The sequence below is a fragment of the Pseudovibrio sp. Ad26 genome (assembly GCF_001623285.1).
Taxonomy (GTDB): Bacteria; Pseudomonadota; Alphaproteobacteria; order Rhizobiales; family Stappiaceae; genus Pseudovibrio; species Pseudovibrio ascidiaceicola.
The window spans coordinates 142,867-167,255 of the sequence record NZ_LMCE01000047.1; the positions used below are offsets into that span (position 1 = coordinate 142,867).

Consider the following 24,389-nt stretch of genomic DNA (forward strand, 5'->3'; position numbering starts at 1 on the left):
AAACATCGAGATGACCTATCAGCATTTTGACATTCGCCCACAGGACGAGTGCACACCAATTCACCCTGACCTGACGCATTCTCAAGTGCGTGCTTTGGTTGCCAGACATTCAGAAAAGCTCCGCCATAATGGCGAGCTGGCATCGGTCTACCAGAGTAGCATGAAATGCGACTGGGAGGATTACGAAGCTCAGGCCGTGCGTTTCTGGTGCTCCGCTCTCATGAAAGACAGAAGCTATTCTGGCCGTCCTCTTGGCAAGTATCGTGGTGCCGCAAAGCAGGTATGCAGCGATGATATTGCCAGCTGGTTGAAATTATTCGAGAATGCAGTAGATGAATGCGTTGCTGAAACCGCTCGGGCCAACACCAAGAAATGTGCGACCCAGGTTGTTGATTGCTTCCATATGGCGATGATCCCTGCTTGAGTAGTTGAGCTTCGCCATGCATAGCATTTCGCTTGATGGATCTACGGAGCTTTAGAACTATGAATGATACAAGAGACGCTGTCGAAGAAGAGCAGCCGATTGGGGAGCTGACCACGCGCACAATGGCGATGCCGGCAGACACCAATGCTTCTGGCGATATCTTCGGCGGTTGGGTCGTCTCTCAAATGGATATTGCCGCCGGTATTGCAGCAAGCCAGTGCGCCATGGAGCGCGTTGTGACTGTTGCGATCGACAGCATGACCTTTATCCGCCCTGTTAAAGTGGGCGATGTAATGTGTGTCTACTCCAATGTGCTCCGTGTTGGCAGAACCTCTGTAACGCTTGCCATCGAGGCTTGGGCTTTGCGTCACCGCTTTGGCTATCGCGAGAAGGTTACGAATGCTCAGTTCACCTTTGTTGCTGTTGACGATAACGGCAAGCCGATTGTGATCTCTGAAGAGCAACGTGCTAAGTACAACAAAGCTTAAGCGGATCGCGGATTAGGAATAGGAAACAAGCTGTGTCATCAAAAATTCCCGTTATGTCAGCGCGTGAACGGACACCGCTTGATCCTTCCATAACACCTGCCCAGATCAATCATCTGGTTGAGAGTTTTTATGGCAAGGTCCGCCAGCATGAAACCCTTGGTCCCATTTTCCTGAGGGAGATGGGGGAGGACTGGGGGCCGCATCTGAACAAGATGAAGCACTTTTGGGCATCAGTTCTGCTAAAAACTGGGTCGTATAAAGGCAAGCCGGTTCCGGCTCACGCTAGAATTCAAGGGGTCTCCACTGAGAATTTCCATGAGTGGATGGACCTGTTTGAAGAGGAGGTCTACGCGATCTTCTCACCAGAAGCGGCTCCGCTTCTTCTGGCAACTGCACAACGCATTGCACAGAGCCTGTGGCTTGCAATGTTCGCAGACCCGTTTGCTACGCCTCCTGCAAAATTCGGCAGCCGCGCAGCTTAAAAATCAGTTTGTATTGTAGTGCAGCTTACTTAGCTCGGGAATTTCTTTCTCGAGCGCAATGCGTTTTGCCTGAAGTACTCGCGTAATGCATCCAGTTCTTCAGGGCGACGGCGTGCGGTATCTGCAAACAGGCGCTCGTCAACAACGGTATGGCATCCTTCTGCCCATAGGCGAAGCAACATAGCAAACCGGTCAGAGCGTTCGTCGGTGGTCAGCGGCGTGTTTGGCTGTCGTGTTGAGTTGGAGAGCAGCCGACTGCGCAGCCCTTTTTCCAGAATCAGACAATCCAGCAAATAGGCAGCAGTAAACTCGTCGGCAAGGTGTGCGACGGCTTCCCTCAAAGATTGAGGCACATATTCAGATACATACGATTGCCATGCAGACTGTGGCTGACCAGCAATATCAAACATTAAATCCTCCATCGGTTTCCCGAGGAGGACTGGCGCAAAATCCATTGAAACTACCGCTTGGTTGTTACGAATGATGAAGACAGCGTCCTCACTTCGAAACCACATCCCTTTTGGCGGAGACCACCTTGCCCGGTTAGGCAGGTTGGCGAGGGCGCCAGCCCTTCTCTTGATGATGCGTAGGATTTGGCACGAAAATGAGGCAATTGCAAGTGGGCACCTTTCCTTTGTTCTTTGTCCACACTTTCAAATTTACGTCATGTCGTATTCTAGCACCACAAAACGCAACTTCCGCTAAGTGAATATCTTCAATTTTTGTGGTTCTATAAACCGAATTCCCGTCATATCTGAGTATTCTCCTCAGACTTTGAGTGAGCGCATAGTGGCAGCTCAAAAAGGCAGAGCATTCCAAATATTCCGATCAATTTTCTCAGTCAAATTTCTAGGCCCTTCAGGAAGGAAAAAACGATGTGCACCACAAAGCCCGTTCTCTTTGGAGTCCTGACAGGGTGCGCCTACGCCTTGCTGCTAACCACATCTCTGTCAGCAACGACCACCAAAATGGTTGATGGTGTCAAAACGGAGTTTGTGGTGCAGGTCTCTGAAGAGCAGAAAACTCTGGCTCGCAACACTGAAGTTGTAGTCATGCCCAAAGGTTTCCATATCGAACCTTACGCTGCCGTTCCTGACGCCCGCCATATGGCAGTCGCGCCTGATGGCAAAACTGTCTTTGTAGGGACGACTACCGACAGAGTCTGGGTCGTTACTCCGGATGAAGAGGGCAAGAAAGCTGCAGAAGTTCGCCAATTCGCTCCAGATCAGTCCTTCATCATCCCCAATGGTGTGTGCTTCACCAAAGATGGCTCATTGGTCCTCGCAGAGCAAAATCGTGTCCTGAGTTTTCCGAAGGCATTGGAAAACAAAGAGCAGGGCAAGCCTGCGGTGAAGGTGCTGGTCGGCAAGGGTATGCTTATCCCTCCCTCTGAAGAAAGTTATAATCACTCCTCCCGCGTGTGTGATCAGGGCCCGGATGGCCGCATCTATATCTCGCTCGGACAGCCTTACAATGTCCCACCCAAGATGAAGCTGAAACTCTATGACAGCCTCGGCATAGGCGGCATTATCTCCATCACCGCAGATGGTATGGACCGTCAGGTCTACGCGACCGGGATCAGAAACTCCGTAGGATTGGAGTTTCATCCAAACTCCGGCAATCTCTGGTTTACCGACAATCAAGTGGACGGCATGGGAGATGACATTCCGCCTGAAGAGCTGAACAAAGGCACCGAGCCGGGCAAGAACTACGGCTTCCCGTGGTATGGCGGTGGAACGGTCCGTACTCCTCACTATATTGATGAGCCTGTCCCAAGTGGTGTGGTGAACCCGGAAGTTGAGCTAGACGCCCATGCCGCAAGTTTGGGCATGACGTTCTATCAAGGCGATATGTTCCCTGAAGAGTACAAGGGCGGCGTCTTCATCGCACAGCACGGCTCATGGGACCGCTCAGTGCCAATTGGCGCACGCGTGGTGTTTGTGCCCATCAACGAGAAAGAGGAAGCTGGAGCACCAAGCATTGTCGCCACGGGCTGGATTGATGCCAGCGGCGATTATCTGGGCCGCCCGGTTGATGTGGTTGAACTTGGCGACGGGTCATTATTGATCTCAGATGACTCTGCCGGCGGTATCTATCGCATGTACTACGAAGAGTAGGGAGCTTTCCCGACGTGCAGCAATACACCTAAAAGAAAAGACCAGAGCAATGCCTCTGGTCTTCTTAAGTTCCATACTAAGCCCTTAGTGCTCTCCGGGGATACCTTTGTAAGCATTTGGACCCCAAACCTGTTTGACGCGCTGATCACGGCCACAGCGGTAGCGGTAGAACTTGTAGCGGATCGGGTTCTTCTCGTAGTAGTTCTGATGATAATCTTCAGCATCATAAAACGGCGCTGTAGTGCGGATTGGTGTTACAATCGGGCGGTTGACCTCACCTGATTTTCCAAGCGCTTTCTTAGAGGCCTTTGCCGCTTTCAGCTGCGCAGGGGAGGTTGCAAAGATGGTTGTCTGATAGCTCTCACCACGATCACAAAACTGACCACCGGCATCTGTTGGATCAACAGAATGCCAGAAGGCTGTCAGCAGCTCTTCATAAGACACCTTAGCCGGATCAAACTTTACTTCCAACGCTTCAATATGACCTGTGCCACCAGCGGAAACCTGCTTGTAGGTCGGGTTTGCACTGCGACCACCTGTATAGCCGGATGTGGTCTCAAGAACGCCTTCGATCTTGTCAAAGTCAGACTCGATACACCAGAAGCAACCACCAGCAAAAATCGCGGTTTCGGTCTCAGCAGCTTGCGCAGGCTGGCTCACAGCATAAAGCAAAGGAAGAACGGCAAGGGCTTTTGCAGCTTTGCGTGCAATCATCTCAGATCCTTAAATCAGGTCTTAATCCGGTATTTTCCAAAACTTATCAGAAAGACCATACATTTTTGAAATGAAGTCACTTCAACATTTCGTCAAGTAGGCTGAACTGCTATCTCTCACATTCTCTCAGATTACGCGTCTCCGAAATAAGTGGCTTTGCCACATTAATCTTACTTATCTTGGAGAATTTTATGGTAGCGCAGACTAATCTCACTCTTGTTCAGATGAGTGCCGGTGACATCGCTTTTGGGACACTGAATGCCGACAATGGCGTAGTCGCTGAAGTTCAGCTACCATCAACTTACTTTGGGAGTGTTTTTTCTCCTAAAACGGTGCGTTTGAGGCCGTTTCATCGTGATGGTTTTGCTATCGTCCCGGCACAGACCCGGATCTATGCAATGGTTTCAGGTCCAATAGACGCAAACGGTAATCTTCCTTTGGGGCGAACAAGTGTGCCATTAAATGAGCATTCTGTGAATGGTATGAGTAATCTACTGCACCGTTCTGATGATTGGCTAATGGTGCCGCTGGGTGTCTCTCTTCAGCAAATAACTTTACAGTTGGAGCAGCTGATTGATAGATCAGTCAAGATGACAACTCAGGAATTTCTCCCCAATATGACCGTAAATGCAGCTCCACATTCAAGAGTTATCTACATCACCAATGGAAGCTTGGCCGGAACTTTTTGGGGGCTCAAGTTTGGTGGTTGGACTAATGGTCAGCAATTCCGATATCATCCTTTCGAAGTAAGAGATTATCCCTTCAATTCTGCCCGAATTAGCAACTTTGATAATAACGGTAATATTAATCAAAACGAGCTATACAATGAGTTCATGCAGGGACGGGCAACCGTCCAAAATGCGCAATATCATTCAGGACATGCATTGATAACAAAAAGTGGGCTAAAACAATATTATGATTCTCATGTCGTAGATGTCCAATCTATTTATGGTTTCAACCCACCAGTGCTGCCAATAGCGACTCGAAGATTGCTGCCTCATTTGCTGGGCTTGGGAGAAATCCAACAACACGTAAACTTCCCAGCCTTAAATTATAATAACCGTTTGATTTTGCCTGGCGAAAGTCTATTCCCTATCAACGATGTCCAAAATCAACCAGTTGCTTTTGGTTTGCCACCTGGACCAATTCAGCCAACTGTTGCTGAGCTCCAAGCAGCGCAATTTCGTGCAGTGGTAGATATGATTGCTAACTTCGAAATCTAGTTAATCGTGTGTCTGGCAACCGAAAACTACTGCCTAATTTGTGCTCAAACCTCGCAGGACATATTCCATCCGGTCACGTTAAAACCAGCCTTGTAATAGGTCCGTATAGCGCCGTGATTGTCAGGGGCGACACGAAGTCCAATGCGCGTCAGGCCATCTTTCTTGAACGTCGCCTTCAACGCCTCAAGAGCTTTGGAGGCGTACCCCTTGCCACGGTGCTCTGAGTAAACCAGAAAATCCATGATGAAGGCAGATGCATCATCATGAAGGGAGTACCAGAGAAAACCAACTTCCACTTCGCCAGCCTTCGTTTTGTTGACGATGCTCAGCAGCTTATTGAGTTTGTTGCTTTTTCCCTCTGGAAAGGCCTTTGACAAACCTTCCTCGGCTTTCTTCAGCGCGGCCTGTTCTTCCATACAGCGATTATCCATCAGATCCTGGGCGTATTCAGAGACGGAAATGATCTGAAACTCATCAAAACGAGCTGCGGGGAAATCCTGAAGAACAATCATGGTAAATCCTGGTTGGCAAAGGTTGAAGCACTTCGGAAGGTCTTGCGCTGATCATGCGACGGGAAGCTTAATTGAAGACAAAGGCCGCGAAAAGCTCAAGGCCGATTCAACTCGCCAGTGCAACTTTGCTCGCGGTACATTGCGTGAGGCAGCGAAACTATCCATGTTGTCTTTCCTGCATATGATCAAACATTATTGGGGTCTTGCGATAAACCACACAATTCAGGGCTGTGTGTCCTCCGGATGGTTAGAGACCTCCGCCTATACTTTCCCTTGGTCTTTAAAGGGATTGCGCATGATTATCCTCCTGGCATGTATCGCCGTACTTTGTGGTTTGCTCTATGGCTACAACGAAGGCGTCATCGCTGGCGCTTATGAGCCCATCAAAGCAGAGTTTGAATTCTCTGCGTATTGGGGAGGTCTTCTGGTCGCGTCCTTGTCCATCGGCGGTTTGATTGGAGCCTACCTGAGCGCCTATCTCAGCGATAAATTTGGCAGACGATCAACGGTCATCATTGCAGCCCTGTTCTTTATCACCGGGGCTGTCTTATCCAGTGTTGCGCAAGACCTTTTCATCCTCACATTTGCCCGCTCACTCATCGGAATGGGAATTGGCCTGTCCTCAATGGCTGGCCCCCAATATGTCTCCGAAATTGCACCGCGCAAGATCAGAGGCCGTATGCTCGGCGCGTTCCAGTTTATGATCTCCTTTGGTGTCTTGATTGGTTACCTCTCCAACCTGATCACGCTTGATCTCGGCTACAGCGCAGAAGCCATCAATCGCTGGCAGTTCATGTTCCTCCTTTCCGCGATCCCTGCAGCGTTTCTACTCTTTGGCATCTGGAGTGCCCCCGAAAGCCCGCGCTGGCTCGTCATGGCAAAGCGCTCGGCAGAGGCAGAGGCCGTCTTTGAAAAGATTGAGCCAACCCGATCTGTGGCGTGGGTCAAAGGCAATGTGAAGCGGATTGAGGAAGACCTCGCCGAAGTGGCAGACCAAAAGGGGGGATGGCTGGACCTCATCAATCCACGAAACCGGCCTATCACCAGTTTCTGCGTCTTCACCTTCCTGTTCCAGCAGCTCAGCGGCATCAATGCGGTCATCCTCTATGCGCCGGAACTTTTCGGCGACCTGGGCTTTTCTGAGGAAGCCAGCCGCCTGTCTGCAACGGTCGGTCTTGGTGCAGCCCTCGCTCTCGCTGCCGCTGCCAGCTTGCTCCTCATTGATCGTGTTGGCCGAAGACCCCTTATGGTCTATGGACTGCCAGCCTGCGCACTCTCCCAGTTCTTGATCGTGGGAGGTTTTCTCATGGGGGACGGGATTGGCACAGCTTTGTCCGTCTCAGGTCTTTGCCTCTACGTGATCTCCTATTCCCTCTCCATGGGGCCGCTGCCATGGGTCTACATGTCAGAGGTGTTCCCAAATTATCTGAGGGCCAAAGGAATGGTCGTGGCGGTAACCGTCAACTGGGTCTTCACATTCCTTGTGGTGTTTGGGTTCCCCAAATTGAACCAGCTCTTCACGATCACCGAGATCTTTCTGTTCTTCGCCATATGCTGTTGCATCGGAACCGTCTACGCCATCCGCCGCGCACCAGAGACCAAAGGAGTGTCTTTGGAAGATATCTACGAGCTGTTCCACAAAGGTGGTAGCAAGACGGCTGAAGGGCCCGTCGCTGGCGAATAGGGCCTGCAAACATCAATGGCACCACATGGATTCCCATGCAGTGGTGGAGCTTAGGTTCCCAGGATGCGGGATGAGCAAGGCGAGCAGGCAATACCTGCGCATTGTAAGTAAATTAGTTTCTTCGGCATTGGCTGCTCGCCTCGCCCGGGCGTTTTTGTATGAAACAAGGTCTCCACCGAAAGGCATTGGGAGCAGGTGCCTACCCATCACTATGAGCCCTCACAAAACACAAGGCTTTGCTTCAGGTCTCACAGTCAGGGCAGTTGCTGTAAAGGACAGTTTGACTTGTCCCTGACAGCTGCAGCTGCCAGTGTAGACGCCCATCGGGTGACCAGCTTCCGCTTGGTCCCTGCACTAAAGACTTTCAAGGGGTGTTTCAACGGACCCGCCGGAGGATGCGTTATGTCTCCCGGTAGCCCCGCCCAGCCCACGCCACACTGACGGTCGCTCCGCCAGCTGCCCGTGTACGTGGACATGAGATTAGTATGGAGTGTGTTAGGGAGAGGGGGATAAGATCTTACAAGAAGAAAGCCAGCTTAATTTCCGCTCTGTTTGTAGAGCTTCTCGAAATGCGCCTTAAACTGCTGGTCAATTTGCCTTTGACGATAGATTTCTGCGTTGTTGCCGGTGCGTGCCGCCTTTGCTCGCACTTCGTGCCAGCGGTTAGCTTCCTGTGTGTACTGATAAAGCGTGAAACCATATGACTGCAAAACGGGATGGATATCTTCGCCAATCGTAGAGGCAACGCTCAAATGTGATTCAATGCGTGAAAAGTCACTATAACTCTTCAATGCTTCGTGAGGTTCTGGTTGAGCTTCTATTTTCTGAAAACGGCCAACTGCTGGACTAGTGAATACAGCGCCATAGTGTTCAACCAGTTTATAACCAGGTGTCGTCGCGAGTGCGGTTTCAAACGCTGTGTTGACCTCAGCCCAGTCCTTTCTGCTCAATTCTAAGATACCAAGAATTTCTTCCAGTGGTTGTTGATTAGCCAGACGTGCATTAGCGGCAGTCCATTCATCAAAGCTAACCGCGTGTACAGGTGCGGGTATGTATTGCTGTGCGAGCGTACCAGCTGGTGTAAACAGAATACCAAATAGAAACAAATGTATTAAAAATCTAACATGCATAGTTGTTAACACCTTGAAATACAAAGTTATGTCTAATGATATGTCGATTATCACTCAATCGGTAACAGGGCGAGTTAGACAAAAGGCCGGAGCCCAAAACGCTGACTTAGAGCACCACAGCTAGGCAAAAAACACCTCAAGAGGTGCCCGTTTACATGGACATAGGATTCGTATGGGTTGGATTGAGGAAGGGGGATAAAATTTTCGCTCAGACAGCCTTCGCAGCAATCTCGTCGCCTTCCAGAACGCGAAACCCATTCCCACCTTCAAGGGCCCCGGCAACCAATGCATGTGCAACTGCTGTGCTCTCGATTGGACGATACTTCCGTAAAGGGCCTTGGAAGAGAAACGAGAGGTATGGCAGTACCGATCCAGCTAGTCCTTCCGCAAAGCGTTGTTCCTGACGCTCACCAAGCAACAAAGACGGTCGGAACACTTTTGTGCAAGGATAAGACAACCCACGAACGGCCTCTTCAAGCTCCCCTTTGACCCTCAGATAGTAGTTGGAACTGGCTGCCGCAGCACCAATCGAAGAAACCATGAGAAACTGCTCAGCACCAGCTTCACGTGCCAACCGCGTAAGGTCGTAGGCAAGCTGGAAGTCAATTGCGTAAAACGCTTCTTTTGAGCCGGCTTTCTTCAGCGTGGTCCCCAGACAGCAGAACACATCCGTCACGTTCATTGGCAGTTGAAGGCTGGAAAGATCGCTGAAATCGGTCAGATGCAAACGAAGCTTATCATCTTTAATCTCTGGATCTTTGCGCACAACTGCATGAACCTCGTCATACGCCTCACTGGCAAGCAGCAGCCGAACCACCTCAGAACCAATCAGCCCAGTTGCACCAAAGACCATCGCTACACGATTTTTCATAGGAAATTCCTCCGATTATCAGCCAAAGCAGATTGGTAGATCAGGGTGAGAGTTTAAAACTCGAGCAAATTGAAGCGTAATACAAAAAATAAGAGCACCATTTCAGGTGCTTTCATTTCGATTGCTACTTGGGAATGGCAGAGAGCAGCGGGAAGAGTGCCATGTGGAAGTTTCCGAGCCAGGTTACATACCAGTCTGCAAGCTCAGGCATTGTCGTGTTGGTGCCAAGATCAACATCTCTCTTCCATAACACGATGCTGCAATATCGGGCATGTTCAGCAGGGTCCCAATCAAGGGACGCGCCGATCGCTGTCTCTACATGTTCTTTTTGGTTTAGCAGTTCTTTGAAGTAGGCCTCGCCGGGCTCATTCCGAAAGTTGATCATAACTTTCGCGCAGTTTTCTTCATCCAGATAATGGAGACTTAGATAAGCGTTCGGTATGCCAAACTTGATGTCGTAGTAACTTCCGTCGGGAACATTATTTCTCAGTTTAATCGGCAGTTTAGTGTCAGACATCTGGTCTTTGACTGCTTGCCAAATATCATGATGTTTTTGTTTTAGTTCACTCATGAGTTGTTATTTCCTAGCTGAAGCTGTTTGTGACAATGCAAAAAAGGGCACCCCGAAGGATGCCCTAATTCGTTTAAGCGTTGGTTGGCTTGGCTTAGAAGCCCATGCCGCCCATGCCGCCCATGCCGCCGTCCATTGGAGGCATTGCTGGGCCGGAGTCTTTCTTAGGCAGTTCAGCAACCATTGCCTCAGTAGTGATCAGCAGACCAGCTACAGATGCAGCATCCTGAAGTGCAGTACGAACAACCTTAGTTGGATCGATGATGCCAGCTTCAATCATGTTGACGTATTCTTCGGTCTGAGCATTGAAGCCGAAGGTCTCATCCGCAATGTTGTCCTGGATTTTGCCAACAACGATAGAACCTTCAACACCAGAGTTTTCAGAGATCTGGCGAAGCGGAGCTTCAAGAGCGCGCAGAACGATCTTGATACCAGCTTCAATGTCAACGTTCTCGGAAGATACTTTCTCAACAGCAGCTTTTGCACGAAGAAGAGCACAACCACCACCTGGTACGATACCTTCTTCAACAGCAGCGCGTGTTGCGTTCAGGGCATCGTCGATGCGGTCTTTTTTCTCTTTTACTTCTACTTCGGTTGCACCACCAACGCGGATAACTGCAACACCACCAGCAAGTTTAGCAAGACGTTCCTGCAGCTTCTCGCGGTCGTAGTCAGAAGAAGTTTCTTCGATCTGAGCTTTGATCTGGGAAACGCGTGCTTCGATGTCAGCTTTTTCGCCAGCACCATCAACAATGGTAGTGGTTTCCTTGGTGATGTTCACCTTGTCAGCAGTGCCGAGCATGTCGATGGTTACGTTTTCCAGCTTGATGCCGAGATCGTCAGAGATCACGGTACCACCAGTCAGGATAGCGATGTCTTCGAGCATTGCTTTACGACGGTCGCCGAAGCCAGGAGCCTTAACAGCAGCAATCTTCAGGCCGCCACGCAGTTTGTTAACTACGAGAGTCGCCAGTGCTTCACCTTCAACATCTTCAGCGATGATGATGAGTGGGCGGGAAGACTGAACAGCGCTTTCAAGGATTGGAAGCATTGGCTGCAGGTTGGAAAGCTTCTTCTCGTGAAGGAGAATGAGTGGCTTTTCCAGGTCAGCAATCATCTTTTCAGCGTTGGTGACGAAGTATGGAGAAAGGTAACCGCGGTCGAACTGCATACCTTCAACAACTTCAAGCTCGGTCTCAAGAGACTTAGCTTCTTCAACGGTGATAACACCTTCGTTGCCAACGCGCTGCATTGCTTCAGCAATGTCTTCACCGATCTGGGTGTCGCCGTTAGCAGAGATAGTGCCAACCTGTGCAACTTCGTCAGTAGAAGAGATAGACTTGGAACGGGAAGTTAGGTCTGCAACAGCAGCAGCAGTTGCCATGTCAACGCCGCGCTTCAGGTCCATTGGGTTCATGCCAGCAGCAACGAACTTTGCACCTTCTTTAACGATAGCCTGCGCCAGAACAGTCGCAGTTGTTGTACCGTCACCAGCAATGTCGTTGGTTTTGGAAGCAACTTCACGCACCATCTGTGCGCCCATGTTTTCGAACTTGTCTTCAAGTTCGATTTCCTTCGCAACAGAAACACCATCTTTGGTGATACGTGGTGCGCCGAATGCTTTATCCAGAACAACGTTACGACCTTTAGGGCCGAGGGTAACTTTTACAGCGTTTGCAAGGATGTCGACGCCTTTAAGCATCTTGTCGCGGGCATCAGAGCCGAATTTGACTTCTTTAGCAGCCATGGTTTTGTCTCACTTAAATTCTTGAATAACAGAAGGGATCGTAGGGTCTCAACAATGGCCTGGAATTAAGCCAGGATACCCATGATGTCGGATTCCTTCATGATCAGCAGGTCTTCACCGTCGATCTTAACTTCAGTACCGGACCATTTGCCGAACAGAACGCGGTCACCAGCTTTAACGTCGATAGCGATCAGCTCACCGTTGTCCTTACGTGCGCCAGCGCCAACAGCGATAACTTCGCCTTCCTGTGGCTTTTCTTTTGCAGTGTCAGGAATGATGATGCCACCAGCTGTTTTTTCTTCAGACTCAATGCGGCGAACGACAACACGGTCGTGTAGCGGACGAAACTTCATAATTGGCTCTTCCTCTCATACGCGAGCGCCCCTTTTAGGCAGCGCCCGGACGCGAAGGTTAAAAACTTTGAGAGTGGGTGAAACTTTGCAGCCCCACAGTCATTAGCACTCCCAAAGGCAGAGTGCTAACAACCACAAAATGATGTAGTTTCACCACCCCTTATAGTCAAGAAGAGAGCTGTAAAAAAATAATCCGAGGCGCAACAAATATAGGAATACTGCGAGAAATTGGGGGCAATCTGGGTGCAGTTTCAACTCAGCCTAGACGAATGGACTGTCTGTGCTGCCTGCACGGGAATTTCCGGAATCAGCGCAAAAGAAAAGCTGGCTTTAAGATCAAAGCCAGCTTTTGAACTTTAACAGGAAGCTTTCAGGTCTTAGAGCGTGTTCCCGAAAAGTGGTTCCGGTTTTTTGATAAGAATACGCGCAAAATTAAAGAGTTAGAGCTTGGTGCGTGAATGCATATGAACGCAACATGCTCTAATTCTGAAGAGGCGCGTCCTTCATGGAAAACGGAAGCTCAAAGCTGCCGGACTTTTCCGAGTTCTCGTCGTTAAACTGTACCTTCAGCACATAGTCTCCAGCTTGCAGCCCTTTAAGGTTGAAGCTCAATGATGTCTGATACTCGCGGATTTGGTTGAAGCTTGCGGAGTGCAAGGCGGTAAACCCGTCCTGAGAGGCAAGCACCTGACCAGTAGTGTTGCGCAGTTCAAAGTCAACGCTCAAATCAATCGCATATGTGCCGCCCATCTCTTTATAGGAGAAGCCAACAGGCTCAGCGTACACGGTCAATGGATCACCGCTCTGGAACTCTGCAGTCTCCAAAGCTTTATAAGCACCGTAACCTTCAGCTGGTAATGCGATGAATTTTGCTGCCGTAAAAGCGAGTGGCTGCTGCTGCCAGGCAATGGTGTAGGCGTCCTGAGCAGCTTTAAAGTCAGCGCTCGGCGCACTCTTGTCTTCAGCAGATGCAGCGCTACCCAACAAAGCAACCGCAAAAATAGAACAGGCTGCAGCTTTTGCGTAAGCTGACATCCCTCTCACTGTAAATGGCATTGTTAGCCCCCTAGAGCCAGCAGAACACAATATCTGCGGCACTCACCTGATTCTTGGCGGTGGTATAGCTCTTAAATCTAAGGGAGACAATACTGCCCCATTTGTTGAGGCAGCTTAGATATGCGTCACGAAGACATTCCACATGCGATGGTTAAGCAATTACAACGCAATTGATCAGGCACTGGCCCGTTCAGCCCAGGATTGCTTCTTCCGGTAGATGGTCGAGGGGCTGATTTCCAAAGCGGCAGCTGCAAGGGCAATGTTGCCGTCAAAAGTTTCAAGCGTGGTCTCGATAATCTGCTTTTCCTGAAACCAGAGCGGTTCGATCGACCGCCCCATGGAAGGCATCGGTTCGCTTGTGCTGAAGGCAATGTCAGAAAGGACCGGAACAGCCTGTTCACGCAGCAAAGGAGAGAGCATGAGTTCAGTGACTTTATCACCGTCATTCATGACCACAAGCTGGCGAATGACATTCTCCAGTTCGCGCACATTACCCGGCCAGCTGTGCTGCAGCAAAAGAGCCTCTGCATAGGTCGAAAAACGCTGAAATCTGCGGGTTTCTTCTGCTGCGTACTTCTTCAGGAATGTTTGAGCAAGGGACGGGATGTCTTCGCGGCGCTCCCGAAGAGCAGGCAGACGGATCGGCAGGACGTGGAGGCGATAGAACAGATCTTCACGAAAGCGACCTGCAGTGATCTCTGTTTTGGGATCTCTGTTGGTTGCGCAGATAACGCGCAGATCCAGCGAGCGCGGTTTATGCTCTCCAACGCGCTGAATAGAGCCGGTCTGAAGAAAGCGCAACAGCTTACTCTGCAGGCAGAGTTCCATCTCGCCAATTTCATCAAGGAACAGAGTTCCCCCATCGGCAAGCTCTGCTGCCCCGGCTCTGGCTTCATCTGCTCCGGTAAAGGCACCGCGTGCATGACCGAAGATCTCAGACTCCATCAGATTGGCCGGAATCGCTCCACAGTTGATTGCGACAAAAGGCCCGCCTTTGCGTGCAGATCTGGCGTGCAGCGCCTGTGCACACAATTCCTTGCCTGTACCTGATTCCCCGGTAATGAAGGCTGGTGCACTGGATGTGGCCATCCGGTTGATCTGCGCATAAACGCTTTGCATACGGTTGGAGGCGCCCACAAACCCTTCAAACTGAGCAGTTGTTCCAGACGTGTCACTGGAGACAATTGCCTCTGGGCTAGCTGAGACTGGAAGTGAAGGGGAAGGTGCCGCTCTCTTGAACACACCCAGATGTGCTTCAAGTTTCTCCAAAAGCATTTCGCTTGTGTAAGGCTTGGTCAAAAAGTCATGGGCACCATTGCGCATGGCATTCATGGCACGGCTCACAGACCCCTTGGCGCTGACTGCAATCATAACCGCGCGTGGAGCAGCAGCGACAATCTCAGAAAGCTCGGCTTCTCCGCCAATGCATTCAAGATCGACAATAACGATATTGATTGGGGTATGTCGCAAAAAGGCGACGGCATGTTCCTTACTGGCAAGAACATGCGCAGGTTGTCCGCTGGTAACATGCTTCGACAATGCACTACTGGTTTTACGAGCCTCTGCACGATTAGTGTCCACGACACAGGCGTTCAAAAACCTATTGGTAGCTTTGGGGGATCCCATTGGCAGGCAACCTCAAAAATCAATACATCATGCCGACAATCATTCGACACCCTGAGTTTGTGCAAACAGGGTAAACAAACCCTTTTCGTTTTCGAGGTTGATTGCATTATGCAGTTAATTTCTTTCACGCAGAACGCTTCGAGCAACTTTCTTACCCGATAAATATCGCCGTTCGCCAGAATCGCGCGCCTAAGTTCAGCTCGGGATTGTGACGAAAATCGTATGCGCTGATGATATATGTAGCTCTATTGTCATTCTTGCGGGGACAACACGGGTTTTCCCTAGAAATATAATGGGTATAGGGTTCGAACGACCTCGGTAAATGCGGCAAAATTCAGGTATGTATTTTGTGATTCGGACCAACAGGTACTCTTGAGGATATGACGCGCTTGGCGAACATTTCCATTTTGTTTTCTATTTCAGCCATTGCGGCCTCTTGTGGCACTGTGATGGTCTACCTTTTTGCGCGTCCGGTTGGCGAGGCCATCACCGTTGCCTTCACGGCGATGTGCACCATGATCTTCATCCATTTCATGTTGACCCGCTCTCAGGAAAAATCCGCGGTATCTGACGCCGTCAATCGCTTGGAAGAGCGGATTGCAGCCATCGATGATGATGTCGGAAACCTCGAAGGCCGCCTTACTGGTGTCGAGCACAACATTCCACGCCGCACCCGGGAAGAGATTGACCCGCTATTTGCTGAAGTGGAGGTTATCGGTTCTCTGGTGAAGCAGATGGCCGAAGCCATGGCCGACATGGAAACCCGGATCGAGGATCAGGGCATTGCCATCGAGGACCAGCGCACCAAGCAGGCGCAGCTTCAGCCTCAACCAGCTCAGCGCCTGGCCGCTCCGCAGGCAGCGATGAAGGAACCATCTGGTGATCTGGCCAGTCAGGCAGCTGCTGCATTTGCGAGCGCGGCAGGCCAGCCGATGGCAGCAAGTCAACCAATGGCGGCTGTGCAGGAACCTTTTGCAGAAACACGCGCACCTGAGATGAAACGCCCGGCCGCACCGCGCATGCACCATCCCAATGCCGCTCTGGCCGAAGAAATTCGCGCAAGCATCGAAGCGGGTAGGGTGGACCTCTACCTACAGCCAATCGTGACATTGCCGCAGCGTCGTGTTCGCTATTACGAGGCCCTGACGCGTCTGCGCAAGGCCAATGGCGACACGCTTGAGCCAATCGAGTTCCTTCAGGAAGCAGACCGCACCGGCCAAATGCCAGCGATCGACAATATTTTGTTGTTCCGATCTCTCCAGATCCTGAAGCGTCTGGCAACCCGCAACAGAGAAGCAGGCTTGTTCTGTAACCTGTCTCCAAGCACGCTCATGGATGAAAACTTCTTCCCGGGCTTTTTGGAGTTCGTGCGCGCCAACGACACCTACTCAGATTTGCTGATCTTCGAATTCTCGCAGGCTGATGTTGCTGTCATGAGTGCGATTGAGTACGAAAGCCTCGCTGCTCTGGCTGAGCTGGGCTTCCGTTTCTCTGTAGATCGCATCACTGACCTACGCATGGATTTCCGTGCTTTGGCTGATCGCGGCTTCCGGTTCGCAAAGCTGCATGCATCACGTTTGTTGTTGCATGAAGATGATCTGGCCAAGAGCAACATCCACCCGGCAGACTTCGGTAGCCTGCTACAACGCTATGGCATCGAGCTGATCGTGGATCATGTGGAGAGCGAAGGCGCTGTACTGGAGCTTCTGGAAATGGACATCCGCTGTGCACAGGGCTTCCTGTTCTCACCGCCACGTCCAGTCCGTGCAGACGTTCTGCAAGGCGCGCCAAACCCACGCTCGCTAAAGAAAGAGGCGAGCTGATTTTCATCAACTCGCCTGCTTGTTTTTCATGCTTTGAGTAAGAGTTAGTTCAGCGGTTTGCCAACCGTAATAAAGGTTGGCTCAATGCCATCAAACATGTCCTGAGCAACCTCGCGAACACCTTCCAGTGTTACTGCTTCGACCATCTCATTGCGCTTGTCGATGTAATCAATGCCCAGCTCTTGGGTCTGAATGCCTGTCAGCTGACGGGCAATGCTGCTGGAGCTGTCAAAGTTGAGAGCGTAATTGCCAGTCAGATAGGACTTCGCTTCTTCAAGTTCTGCCGGAGTAGGCCCAGTCTGCGCCATCCGCACCATCTGCTTCTTGATGATATCAATCGCTTCTCCAGCTTTGTCCGAGCGTGTACCCGTGGACCCCATCAACAGCGCTGCGTGCTTGTAAGGAACCAGATAAGAACCAACGGAGTAAGCCAGACCACGCTGCTCACGGATTTCGTCATAGAGCCATGAGGAGAAGGAGCCACCACCCAGAATGTGGTTCATCACGAAGGCAGACATGAACTTCGGATCATGACGCTCATAACCTGGCAAAGCGAACTGAATGGAAGTCTGTGGGCTCTCAAAGTCAACGTGAACAGCCTTATCTGTCACAGGCTCCACATTGGGAATAGCAACCAGATCACCGTTTTCAGGCAGATTAGCAAAGACTTTGTCCAGAACGCTGGCCAGCTCATCAGCACTAATGGCTCCCACAACACCAATCTTCAAAGAGCCTTTTGCAAAGATCTTTGCACGCTGTGTTTTCAGATCATCAGAAGTCAGCTTGGCAACCGTATCCTCTGTTCCTCGGCTTGGGCGGCCATAAGGGTGATCCGGGAAGATGGTCTTGGACAAATTCAGACCAGCCAAAGCATCTGGGCGCTTTAGGCTGCGACGAATGCCAGAGATCGTCTGTGCTTTCATCCGCTCAAGAGGATCATTGTCAAAACGTGGCTCGTTCACAGCCAGACGAAGCATCTCGAAGGTGTGATCCTTATTCGCCTGCAAGCTCTGGAAAGACCCATAGAAGAAATCGCGGCCAGAACTGAAGGACAGACTCATAGTCAGATCTTCAATACGTCCCTGAAAGGCTTGGGAATCGAGATCTCCAGCCCCTTCATCAAGCATGGTGCTCAAGAGGTTGGTCACACCCAACTTGGCATCTGAATCTTGAGAACTACCACCTGCAAACGCAAAGTTCAGTGCGATGATCGGAACAGTGTAGTCTTCTACCAACCATGCTGTGATCCCTCCGGGGCTTTTAACCTCTTGGATCTCAATGGCCTGGCTGTTCTGCACAAAGGTAGCGACGAACAGGAATGACAAGGCCAGCAACGCAAACAAACTTGCCGTCATGCGGTAAGCGGAGGCAGAAGCCGCCATAAGAACTTTAGCTTTCATCGAGCGTCCCCTCTCACTCTGCATTTTCAGGTTTTGCAGCAGGCATCAGATAGCTCGCCACACTGGTTTCACTAAGGTACTTCTGCGCAACTGCCTGAACCTGTTCAGGTGTCACCTTGGCAATGCGAGCAGGCCAGGTCTGAACCTTCTCAACAGAACCACCAGTGGTCAGAGCTGTCCCAAAGATGCGAGCCAGAACGTCTTGCTTGTCTTGTGCGTAAATGGCAGAGGCCAGCATAGAGCGTTTAGAACGTTCCACTTCTTCAGCCGTCACACCGTTCTCAAGAACATCATTCACGATTGCCAGAGCACGCTTTTCCAGTTCTTCCAGCTCAACACCATCTTTGGGAGAGGTGTAAAGAATGAAGCGGGTGTCATCCAAAGCGGTAGACTGGTACCAGGCTCCAGCACTGGTCGCGACTTCGCCTTCAATCACCAGCGCTTTGTAAAGCCGGCTGTTAGCGCCGCCACCTAAAATGTCTGAAAGCACTTCAAGAGCTTCAGAGTCACTCGGCTCTGCTGTGGTCGAGCTTGGTACGATCCAGCCATGTTGCAGGCTTGGCTGCGCAACCTGATCACTCTGCAGGCTGACTTCGCGATTACCTGGCACGATCTGGACATGCGGACGATCACGTGGACCCGGGTCCGCACGTTGCTCAACCTTGCCATAGGTCTTCTTGGCAAGGGCCAGAACGTCTTCCGAAGTCACATCACCGGCGACAATCAGGATTGCGTTGTTTGGTGTGTAGTACTTGTCGTAAAAGGCGATAGCATCGTCTTTGTTCAGCGCCTGAATTTCGTCTTTCCAGCCAATCACCGGAATACCGTAGGGGCTGTTCGGAAACAAGACCTGATCGAATGTCTCAGATAGTCTGGCAGCAGGGCTGCGGTCCACACGCTGGGAACGCTCTTCCAGCACCACATCCCGTTCCGGATCAACCTGCTTTTCAGTCAGGATCAGGTTGGACATGCGATCAGCCTCATAGCCCATCACCATTTCCAGATACTCTTTGGCAACCTGCTGATAATAGGCCGTGTAGTCTTGAGAAGTGAAGGCGTTTTCCTGACCACCTACCTGAGCAACCTTTTTGGAGAACTCACCCTCTGGTGTATTCTTGGTTCCTTTGAACATGAGATGTTCAAGAAAATGCGCGATGCCGGATTTACCGGGTTTTTCATCTGCTCCACCAACGCGGTACCACACCATGTGGGTCACAATCGGCGCGCGTCGGTCAGGGATGACAACCACCTGAAGGCCGTTGTCGAGAGTGGTTTGGGAAACATCGGTTCCGCCGATGTGTATTTTTGAAAAGTCTTCGATTGAAGCTTTCCCTGTTGTATCCGCAACCACGGGCAATACTGGGCTTGCGAAAACAACCAGACTCAAAGCGAGGGCTTTAAGCGCGAGAGATCGACCAGTCACGTAGGGGGCTCCCTTTAAAATGAGCAGGACACAGCTGCCCTACCTATACCGTGATTGTGGTTAATCTCCTCGTGAATTATTCGTAATCTATTGCAGCTATAATGAAAAAAGCGCGAACATCGTCGCGCTTGCTTCATAGTTTATTCAGGCTTTCAGTAAGACTTGAACTCTCTGTTAGAGAAAAGTTCTTACTGCTTGCTCATGTCGATACGAGCGCCGTCTTCAATTGCTGCTGCTTCACGCTTTTTGCGAACTTCTTCGCTTTCGTCCACTTCCGGGGTCGCAAAAGCAACGCCTGCAACAGGAGTGGAGTAAGCCACTGGAGGCTCGGTCAGGTATTTGCGTGTCGGCGTACAACTTGGATCGCCAGGTGCGCAAATTGGTGCTTCCACATCCTTGCCACCAAGCTGTTTTTTGGCAGCCTGATATTGTTTGCCAAGAGCTGCAAGTTCAGTCGGGCTCAGCTTGTCACCATCAAGAAGCTGCTGCTGACGTTTCTCAGCTGCGAAATCGCGAGGACGGGCAGCGGCTTTTTCCAGTGCAGGGTGGCCGCGCATTTGCTCAATGCTCAAAGGTTCACCTGGTTCCACTTTGTAGAACGCACGGATCTCTTCAAGTTCTTCCTTAGAACGGTCAACCGGCCAGTTGCTAGCGACTTCAGAGAGCTTGCGAGAATCTGGCTGCGGAAGGTTGCCAGCCTGTGTCGGCATAACAAGCGGAGCACGTTCTTTGTACTTGATGTCAGTGTTCTTCTGAGACTCAAGACCAACCGCGCTCAACACACCAGTCATCAAACTTAAATCGGTGGTTTCAGTACCATCATCGAAGTCACCATTACCTGTCATGCAGGCAGATAGTGCGAGAGAGAGCCCGCAAACAAAAGTGGCCCGAACAACGAATTTTTTGCTACGGCTTTGCAATTTCATTACCCTTGTTTCCCGATCACCATCAAAACGGCGTTTGACAGGCATCACGGGTCAAATGACAGCCTGCGAAATCTGTAGTCCTCATAATCCAGTGATGCCACCTTAAAACAGGAATCACGAAACCATGAAGGCCCTAAGTGTGTAGTTATGCCCAGAAGCACCCGATATTCCCCACATATAATTGAGAATTAGGCAGTTTTAGGGCCGGCTATCCTTATTTTTGCCAATAAATAAGGTGTCGAGCAGTAAACCAGCGGCGCCAATAACAATCCATGCATCTGCCAGATTGAAGACGTACCAGGAAAATTCCCCAACATGGAAATAGAGGTAATCGACGACTTGGCCATAATAGAGGCGGTCAAAACCATTGCTCAGGGCGCCAGATAGCACCAGCCCAAGGCAAAAGCCTTCCAACCGATTACTCGCACGCGCACTCCAGAACCAGATGAAAACTGAAGCAACAACGGTAAAGGCTGCTAGTCCCCAGCGGCCCAACTCAGTCGTTTGCTGGAAAAATCCGTAGGATACGCCTTTGTTCCAGACCAGAACCAGATCCAGAAAAGGGCCGACCGGAATTGTAGGAATGCCACCGCCTGAGAAATGAGCAACAGCCCAGAACTTGGCAATCTGATCAACGACCAGACCAGCAACGGCAAGGAGGAGGACGAGGGAACTGTGACGTCCCCAAAACTTCAGTTTCTTCAAAACAAATTCCCTCGTCACATCTTTCGCTTAAACAGTCGCGCCATCCAGCTCGCGCATTGCATCCGCATCGCGCAGTGTCAGCTCAGGATACTCAGCGTCTGCGCCAACTTCTGGCAGGATCTTCCAGGAGCGGGCACACTTGTTACCCTCAGCAAGACCCGGCACAACGCCAACACCAGCAACGTCTTCCAGAGTGAATGCACCTTCCGGAGCATTGTCAGAAGACAGGTTCAGCTGGGATGTGATCGCAATTTCTGCAGCGTCCAGACCATCCAGAGCAGCCATCAGGTCCGCATCTGAGATATAAACGGTTGGATGTGCTTCCAAAGAAGAACCGATCCGCTTTTCACGGCGCTCAATTTCCAATGCACCAGTGATCACACGGCGCACCGCACGAACCTTCTCCCATTTCGCGGCCAGTTCATCATTTCTCCACGCAGAAGAAACAACAGGGAACTGCTGCAGGTGAACAGAAGTGGTCGCCTCACCGTACCGGTAGCTCCAGCTCTCTTCCATGGTGAACGGCAGGATTGGTGCCAGCCACATGGTCAGGTGACGGAACAGCTGCTCAATCACATAAAGAGAAGCTTTGCGCTTCGTGGAAGACGGAGCATCGCAATACAGCGCATCCTTGCGGATATCGAAGTAGAACGCGGACAGCTCAACAGTCATGAAGTTGAACAGAGCAGAGAACACGCGCTTGCTGTCGAACGCCTGATAGGCATCACGAACCAGCACATCCAGCTCGGCCAGACGGTGCAGCATCAAAAGCTCAAGTTCATTCATGTCAGCAAGAGCAATCTCTTCGCCGTCATAGTGACCAAGAGAGCCAAGCATGAAGCGTAGAGTATTACGCATCTTGCGGTAAGCATCAACGTTGGTCTTGATGATCTCAGGGCCGATACGCTGGTCTTCAGCATAATCGACAGAACCAACCCACAAACGCAGGATGTCCGCGCCGTACTGCTTGATGACGTCCTGAGGTGCAACCGTATTGCCCAAAGACTTGGACATCTTGCGGCCCTGCTCATCCATGGTGAAACCGTGGGTAAGAACAGCATCATATGGTGCATGACCGCGAGTACCACAGCTTTCCAGCAGGGAAGAGTGGAACCAGCCGCGGTGCTGATCGGTACCTTCAAGGTACAACACGTAGTCGTCACCACCCAAACCTTTACGGTTCGGGTTCAGGTCTTCACGGCGTTCCATGCAGAAGGCGTGTGTTGAGCCGGAATCGAACCACACGTCGAGGATGTCCTCGACTTTTTCGAAGTTCTCAGCATCATATGCATCGCCAAGGAAGCGCTGTGTTGCGCCTTCTTCAAACCATGCATCCGCACCTTCATTCTGGAAGGCTTCGAAGATACGCGCGTTAACCGCTTCGTCCTTCAAAACTTCACGGGTTTCCTTGTTCACAAGCACGGTGATCGGCACACCCCATGCACGTTGACGGGAAAGAACCCAGTCAGGACGCGCTTCGATCATGGCGTTCAGACGGTTCTGGCCAGTTGCTGGCACAAAACGTGTCTCGGAGATCGCCTTCAGCGCGCGGGCACGCAGTGTGTCACCTTTGGCTTCCTCGGAAAGCTCCTTGTCCATGTAAACAAACCACTGCGGCGTGTTACGGAAGATCAGCGGTGCTTTAGAGCGCCAGGAATGCGGATAGGAGTGCTTCACACGGCCACGAGCCATCAGTCCACCAACTTCAGTCAGCTTTTCGATAACAGCTTTGTTGGTGGAGCCTTCTTTGCCCTTACGGTCAAGAATGTACTTGCCTTCAAACAGCGGCACATGCGGATAGTAGGAACCATCCGGCTGAACGGTCATCGGAACCTGCTCAGTACCAGCTCTTGCAAAGGCTTCCCGGTTGTCCAGGAACATCTGGAAATCTTCCTGACCATGACCAGGAGCGGTGTGCACGAAGCCAGTACCAGCATCATCGGTGACGTGCTCACCGGCAAGCATCGGCACGTTGAAGTCGAAGTAGTCGCCAGCGCTTTCAGCACCACGCAGCGGATGCGCGCAGTATTCGATTGTGCTCACATCAACATCGGAAACACGCTCATAGGCATCAACGCGGGAGGCTTCAAAAACAGACTCAGCAAGCTTGTCAGCAAGGATGTATTCTTCGCCAACCTTCGCCCAGTTGTCTTCAGCAGCCTCGCTCACCTTGTAGATGCCATAGCTGATGTCGTTAGAGAAAGAGATCGCGCGGTTCGCTGGAATGGTCCAAGGAGTGGTTGTCCAGATGACCACCTTCTTGCCAATCAGTGCTTCATTGCCAGACACAACCGGGAAAGTTACCCAGATGGTGTGGGAGATATGGTCTTCATACTCCACTTCCGCTTCAGCAAGAGCGGTTTTTTCAACGATAGACCACATCACAGGCTTGGAACCACGGTACAGCTGGCCGGATGTCGCGAACTTCATCAGTTCTTTTGCGATCACAGCTTCACTGTCGTAGCGCATGGTCAGATATGGGTTGTCCCAGTCTGCTTCAATACCAAGGCGCTTGAATTCTTCGCGCTGAACGTCAATCCACTTGTCCGCAAATTCACGGCATTCCTTACGAAATTCGTTGATCGGCACAGCGTCTTTGTTTTTGCCTTTTTTGCGATACTGCTCTTCGATCTTCCATTCGATTGGCAGACCATGGCAATCCCAGCCAGGAACGTAGTTCGCATCAAAGCCCTGCATCTGCATGGAGCGGTTGATGATGTCCTTCAGGGTCTTGTTCAGCGCATGACCAATATGGATGTTGCCGTTCGCATAAGGAGGGCCATCATGCAGGATGAACTTAGGGCGACCTGCGGATTGATCGCGCATCACCTTGTAAAGGTCCTTGTCCAACCACTTGGAAAGGATCTTAGGTTCATTCTTTGGAAGGCCTGCCCGCATTGGGAAATCAGTTTTAGGCAGGTTGAGCGTGTCCGAATAATCGCGGCTCGGTGTATCGGTCATTTGGCAGTCCGCTTATGTGGGCATTTGTTTGCCCATAGGCATTTGGTAAAGCGCAGGAATTTGCGCAAGTTTGAAAATCCCGCCGTCTCTGTGACGGTTGGAGGTCTCCCGGTACTTCAGGGCGCCAGCGGGCGTCTCAACTGAAGGCCGGGC

General features: G+C 51.0%; 22 protein-coding genes and 1 riboswitch. Of the genes, 7 read left to right on the forward strand and 15 right to left on the reverse strand.

Annotated features, from left to right (window positions below; genetic code table 11):
• Nucleotides 1-10: 10 nt before the first annotated feature.
• The 3 genes from PsAD26_RS07125 to PsAD26_RS07135 are packed head-to-tail and all read left to right on the forward strand — an operon-like array spanning nucleotide 11 to nucleotide 1,394.
• Entirely contained in the window at nucleotides 11-424 is a 414-nt protein-coding gene (locus PsAD26_RS07125; protein WP_063309841.1) for a group III truncated hemoglobin, read from the forward strand.
• A 59-nt stretch (nucleotides 425-483) separates the two neighbouring features.
• Complete coding sequence (locus tag PsAD26_RS07130) at nucleotides 484-912, forward strand: acyl-CoA thioesterase (RefSeq protein WP_063299644.1); 429 nt, start codon at nucleotides 484-486, stop codon at nucleotides 910-912.
• Between the two features lie 32 nt (nucleotides 913-944).
• The gene (locus tag PsAD26_RS07135; protein WP_244278177.1) at nucleotides 945-1,394 is read left to right on the forward strand and encodes a group III truncated hemoglobin; all 450 of its coding nucleotides are present in this window, start codon (nucleotides 945-947) and stop codon (nucleotides 1,392-1,394) included.
• A 29-nt stretch (nucleotides 1,395-1,423) separates the two neighbouring features.
• Here PsAD26_RS07135 and PsAD26_RS07140 read toward each other — a convergent pair whose 3' ends face one another.
• Nucleotides 1,424-1,804 (reverse strand): hypothetical protein, encoded by a 381-nt coding sequence (locus tag PsAD26_RS07140; protein ID WP_208985554.1) that lies wholly within the window; start codon nucleotides 1,802-1,804, stop codon nucleotides 1,424-1,426.
• A 47-nt stretch (nucleotides 1,805-1,851) separates the two neighbouring features.
• Nucleotides 1,852-1,982: riboswitch (SAM-I-IV-variant riboswitch) on the reverse strand.
• Nucleotides 1,983-2,269: 287 nt separating this feature from the next.
• On the opposite strand from PsAD26_RS07140, the gene PsAD26_RS07145 reads away from it, so the two are divergent.
• Entirely contained in the window at nucleotides 2,270-3,511 is a 1,242-nt protein-coding gene (locus PsAD26_RS07145; RefSeq protein WP_063309843.1) for a PQQ-dependent sugar dehydrogenase, read from the forward strand.
• Nucleotides 3,512-3,595: 84 nt separating this feature from the next.
• Here PsAD26_RS07145 and msrA read toward each other — a convergent pair whose 3' ends face one another.
• The gene (gene msrA, locus PsAD26_RS07150; protein WP_063309844.1) at nucleotides 3,596-4,225 is read right to left on the reverse strand and encodes a peptide-methionine (S)-S-oxide reductase MsrA; all 630 of its coding nucleotides are present in this window, start codon (nucleotides 4,223-4,225) and stop codon (nucleotides 3,596-3,598) included.
• 191 nt (nucleotides 4,226-4,416) lie between these two features.
• On the opposite strand from msrA, the gene PsAD26_RS07155 reads away from it, so the two are divergent.
• Nucleotides 4,417-5,448, forward strand: coding sequence for a hypothetical protein (locus tag PsAD26_RS07155; RefSeq protein WP_063309845.1), 1,032 nt, complete (start codon nucleotides 4,417-4,419; stop codon nucleotides 5,446-5,448).
• 44 nt (nucleotides 5,449-5,492) lie between these two features.
• Here PsAD26_RS07155 and PsAD26_RS07160 read toward each other — a convergent pair whose 3' ends face one another.
• Nucleotides 5,493-5,960, reverse strand: a complete 468-nt coding sequence (locus PsAD26_RS07160; RefSeq protein ID WP_063309846.1) for a GNAT family N-acetyltransferase — start codon at nucleotides 5,958-5,960, stop codon at nucleotides 5,493-5,495.
• Between PsAD26_RS07160 and PsAD26_RS07165 the strand changes: the two genes are divergently transcribed.
• The gene (locus tag PsAD26_RS07165) at nucleotides 5,959-7,644 is read left to right on the forward strand and encodes a sugar porter family MFS transporter (protein WP_208985555.1); all 1,686 of its coding nucleotides are present in this window, start codon (nucleotides 5,959-5,961) and stop codon (nucleotides 7,642-7,644) included. The two genes, PsAD26_RS07160 and PsAD26_RS07165, sit on opposite strands and share 2 nt — an antisense overlap.
• A 536-nt stretch (nucleotides 7,645-8,180) precedes the next feature.
• Here the strand turns inward: PsAD26_RS07165 and PsAD26_RS07170 are convergent.
• From PsAD26_RS07170 to PsAD26_RS07200, 7 genes are all read right to left on the reverse strand, one after another.
• Nucleotides 8,181-8,774: a hypothetical protein gene (locus tag PsAD26_RS07170; RefSeq protein ID WP_063309847.1), complete on the reverse strand. Its 594-nt coding sequence runs from the start codon at nucleotides 8,772-8,774 to the stop codon at nucleotides 8,181-8,183.
• A gap of 208 nt (nucleotides 8,775-8,982) precedes the next feature.
• On the reverse strand, nucleotides 8,983-9,645 hold the full coding sequence (locus PsAD26_RS07175; protein ID WP_063309848.1) for an NAD(P)H-binding protein: 663 nt from the start codon (nucleotides 9,643-9,645) through the stop codon (nucleotides 8,983-8,985).
• 124 nt (nucleotides 9,646-9,769) lie between these two features.
• Nucleotides 9,770-10,216, reverse strand: a complete 447-nt coding sequence (locus tag PsAD26_RS07180; protein WP_063309849.1) for a DUF4268 domain-containing protein — start codon at nucleotides 10,214-10,216, stop codon at nucleotides 9,770-9,772.
• 94 nt (nucleotides 10,217-10,310) lie between these two features.
• The gene (gene groL, locus PsAD26_RS07185; RefSeq protein ID WP_063309850.1) at nucleotides 10,311-11,963 is read right to left on the reverse strand and encodes a chaperonin GroEL; all 1,653 of its coding nucleotides are present in this window, start codon (nucleotides 11,961-11,963) and stop codon (nucleotides 10,311-10,313) included.
• 65 nt (nucleotides 11,964-12,028) lie between these two features.
• On the reverse strand, nucleotides 12,029-12,316 hold the full coding sequence (gene groES, locus PsAD26_RS07190; RefSeq protein ID WP_057464068.1) for a co-chaperone GroES: 288 nt from the start codon (nucleotides 12,314-12,316) through the stop codon (nucleotides 12,029-12,031).
• A gap of 480 nt (nucleotides 12,317-12,796) precedes the next feature.
• Nucleotides 12,797-13,372 (reverse strand): hypothetical protein, encoded by a 576-nt coding sequence (locus PsAD26_RS07195; RefSeq protein ID WP_063309851.1) that lies wholly within the window; start codon nucleotides 13,370-13,372, stop codon nucleotides 12,797-12,799.
• Nucleotides 13,373-13,546: 174 nt separating this feature from the next.
• Complete coding sequence (locus PsAD26_RS07200) at nucleotides 13,547-14,953, reverse strand: sigma-54 dependent transcriptional regulator (RefSeq protein WP_063310077.1); 1,407 nt, start codon at nucleotides 14,951-14,953, stop codon at nucleotides 13,547-13,549.
• A gap of 425 nt (nucleotides 14,954-15,378) precedes the next feature.
• On the opposite strand from PsAD26_RS07200, the gene PsAD26_RS07205 reads away from it, so the two are divergent.
• Nucleotides 15,379-16,821: an EAL domain-containing protein gene (locus PsAD26_RS07205; RefSeq protein ID WP_063309852.1), complete on the forward strand. Its 1,443-nt coding sequence runs from the start codon at nucleotides 15,379-15,381 to the stop codon at nucleotides 16,819-16,821.
• A gap of 44 nt (nucleotides 16,822-16,865) precedes the next feature.
• Here the strand turns inward: PsAD26_RS07205 and PsAD26_RS07210 are convergent, their stop codons facing one another.
• From PsAD26_RS07210 to ileS, 5 genes are all read right to left on the reverse strand, one after another.
• A complete protein-coding gene (locus PsAD26_RS07210) occupies nucleotides 16,866-18,221 on the reverse strand; it encodes a pitrilysin family protein (RefSeq protein WP_063309853.1) in 1,356 nt (451 codons plus the stop codon).
• Nucleotides 18,222-18,234: 13 nt separating this feature from the next.
• Nucleotides 18,235-19,644 carry a pitrilysin family protein gene (locus PsAD26_RS07215; protein ID WP_063309854.1) on the reverse strand — a complete coding sequence of 470 codons (1,410 nt, stop codon included), beginning with the start codon at nucleotides 19,642-19,644 and terminating at the stop codon, nucleotides 18,235-18,237.
• Nucleotides 19,645-19,832: 188 nt separating this feature from the next.
• A complete protein-coding gene (locus tag PsAD26_RS07220; protein ID WP_208985557.1) occupies nucleotides 19,833-20,570 on the reverse strand; it encodes a hypothetical protein in 738 nt (245 codons plus the stop codon).
• Nucleotides 20,571-20,768: 198 nt separating this feature from the next.
• Nucleotides 20,769-21,275 carry a signal peptidase II gene (gene lspA / locus PsAD26_RS07225; RefSeq protein WP_063309855.1) on the reverse strand — a complete coding sequence of 169 codons (507 nt, stop codon included), beginning with the start codon at nucleotides 21,273-21,275 and terminating at the stop codon, nucleotides 20,769-20,771.
• Nucleotides 21,276-21,302: 27 nt separating this feature from the next.
• Entirely contained in the window at nucleotides 21,303-24,236 is a 2,934-nt protein-coding gene (gene ileS, locus PsAD26_RS07230) for an isoleucine--tRNA ligase (RefSeq protein WP_063309856.1), read from the reverse strand.
• Between the last annotated feature and the right edge of the window lie 153 nt (nucleotides 24,237-24,389).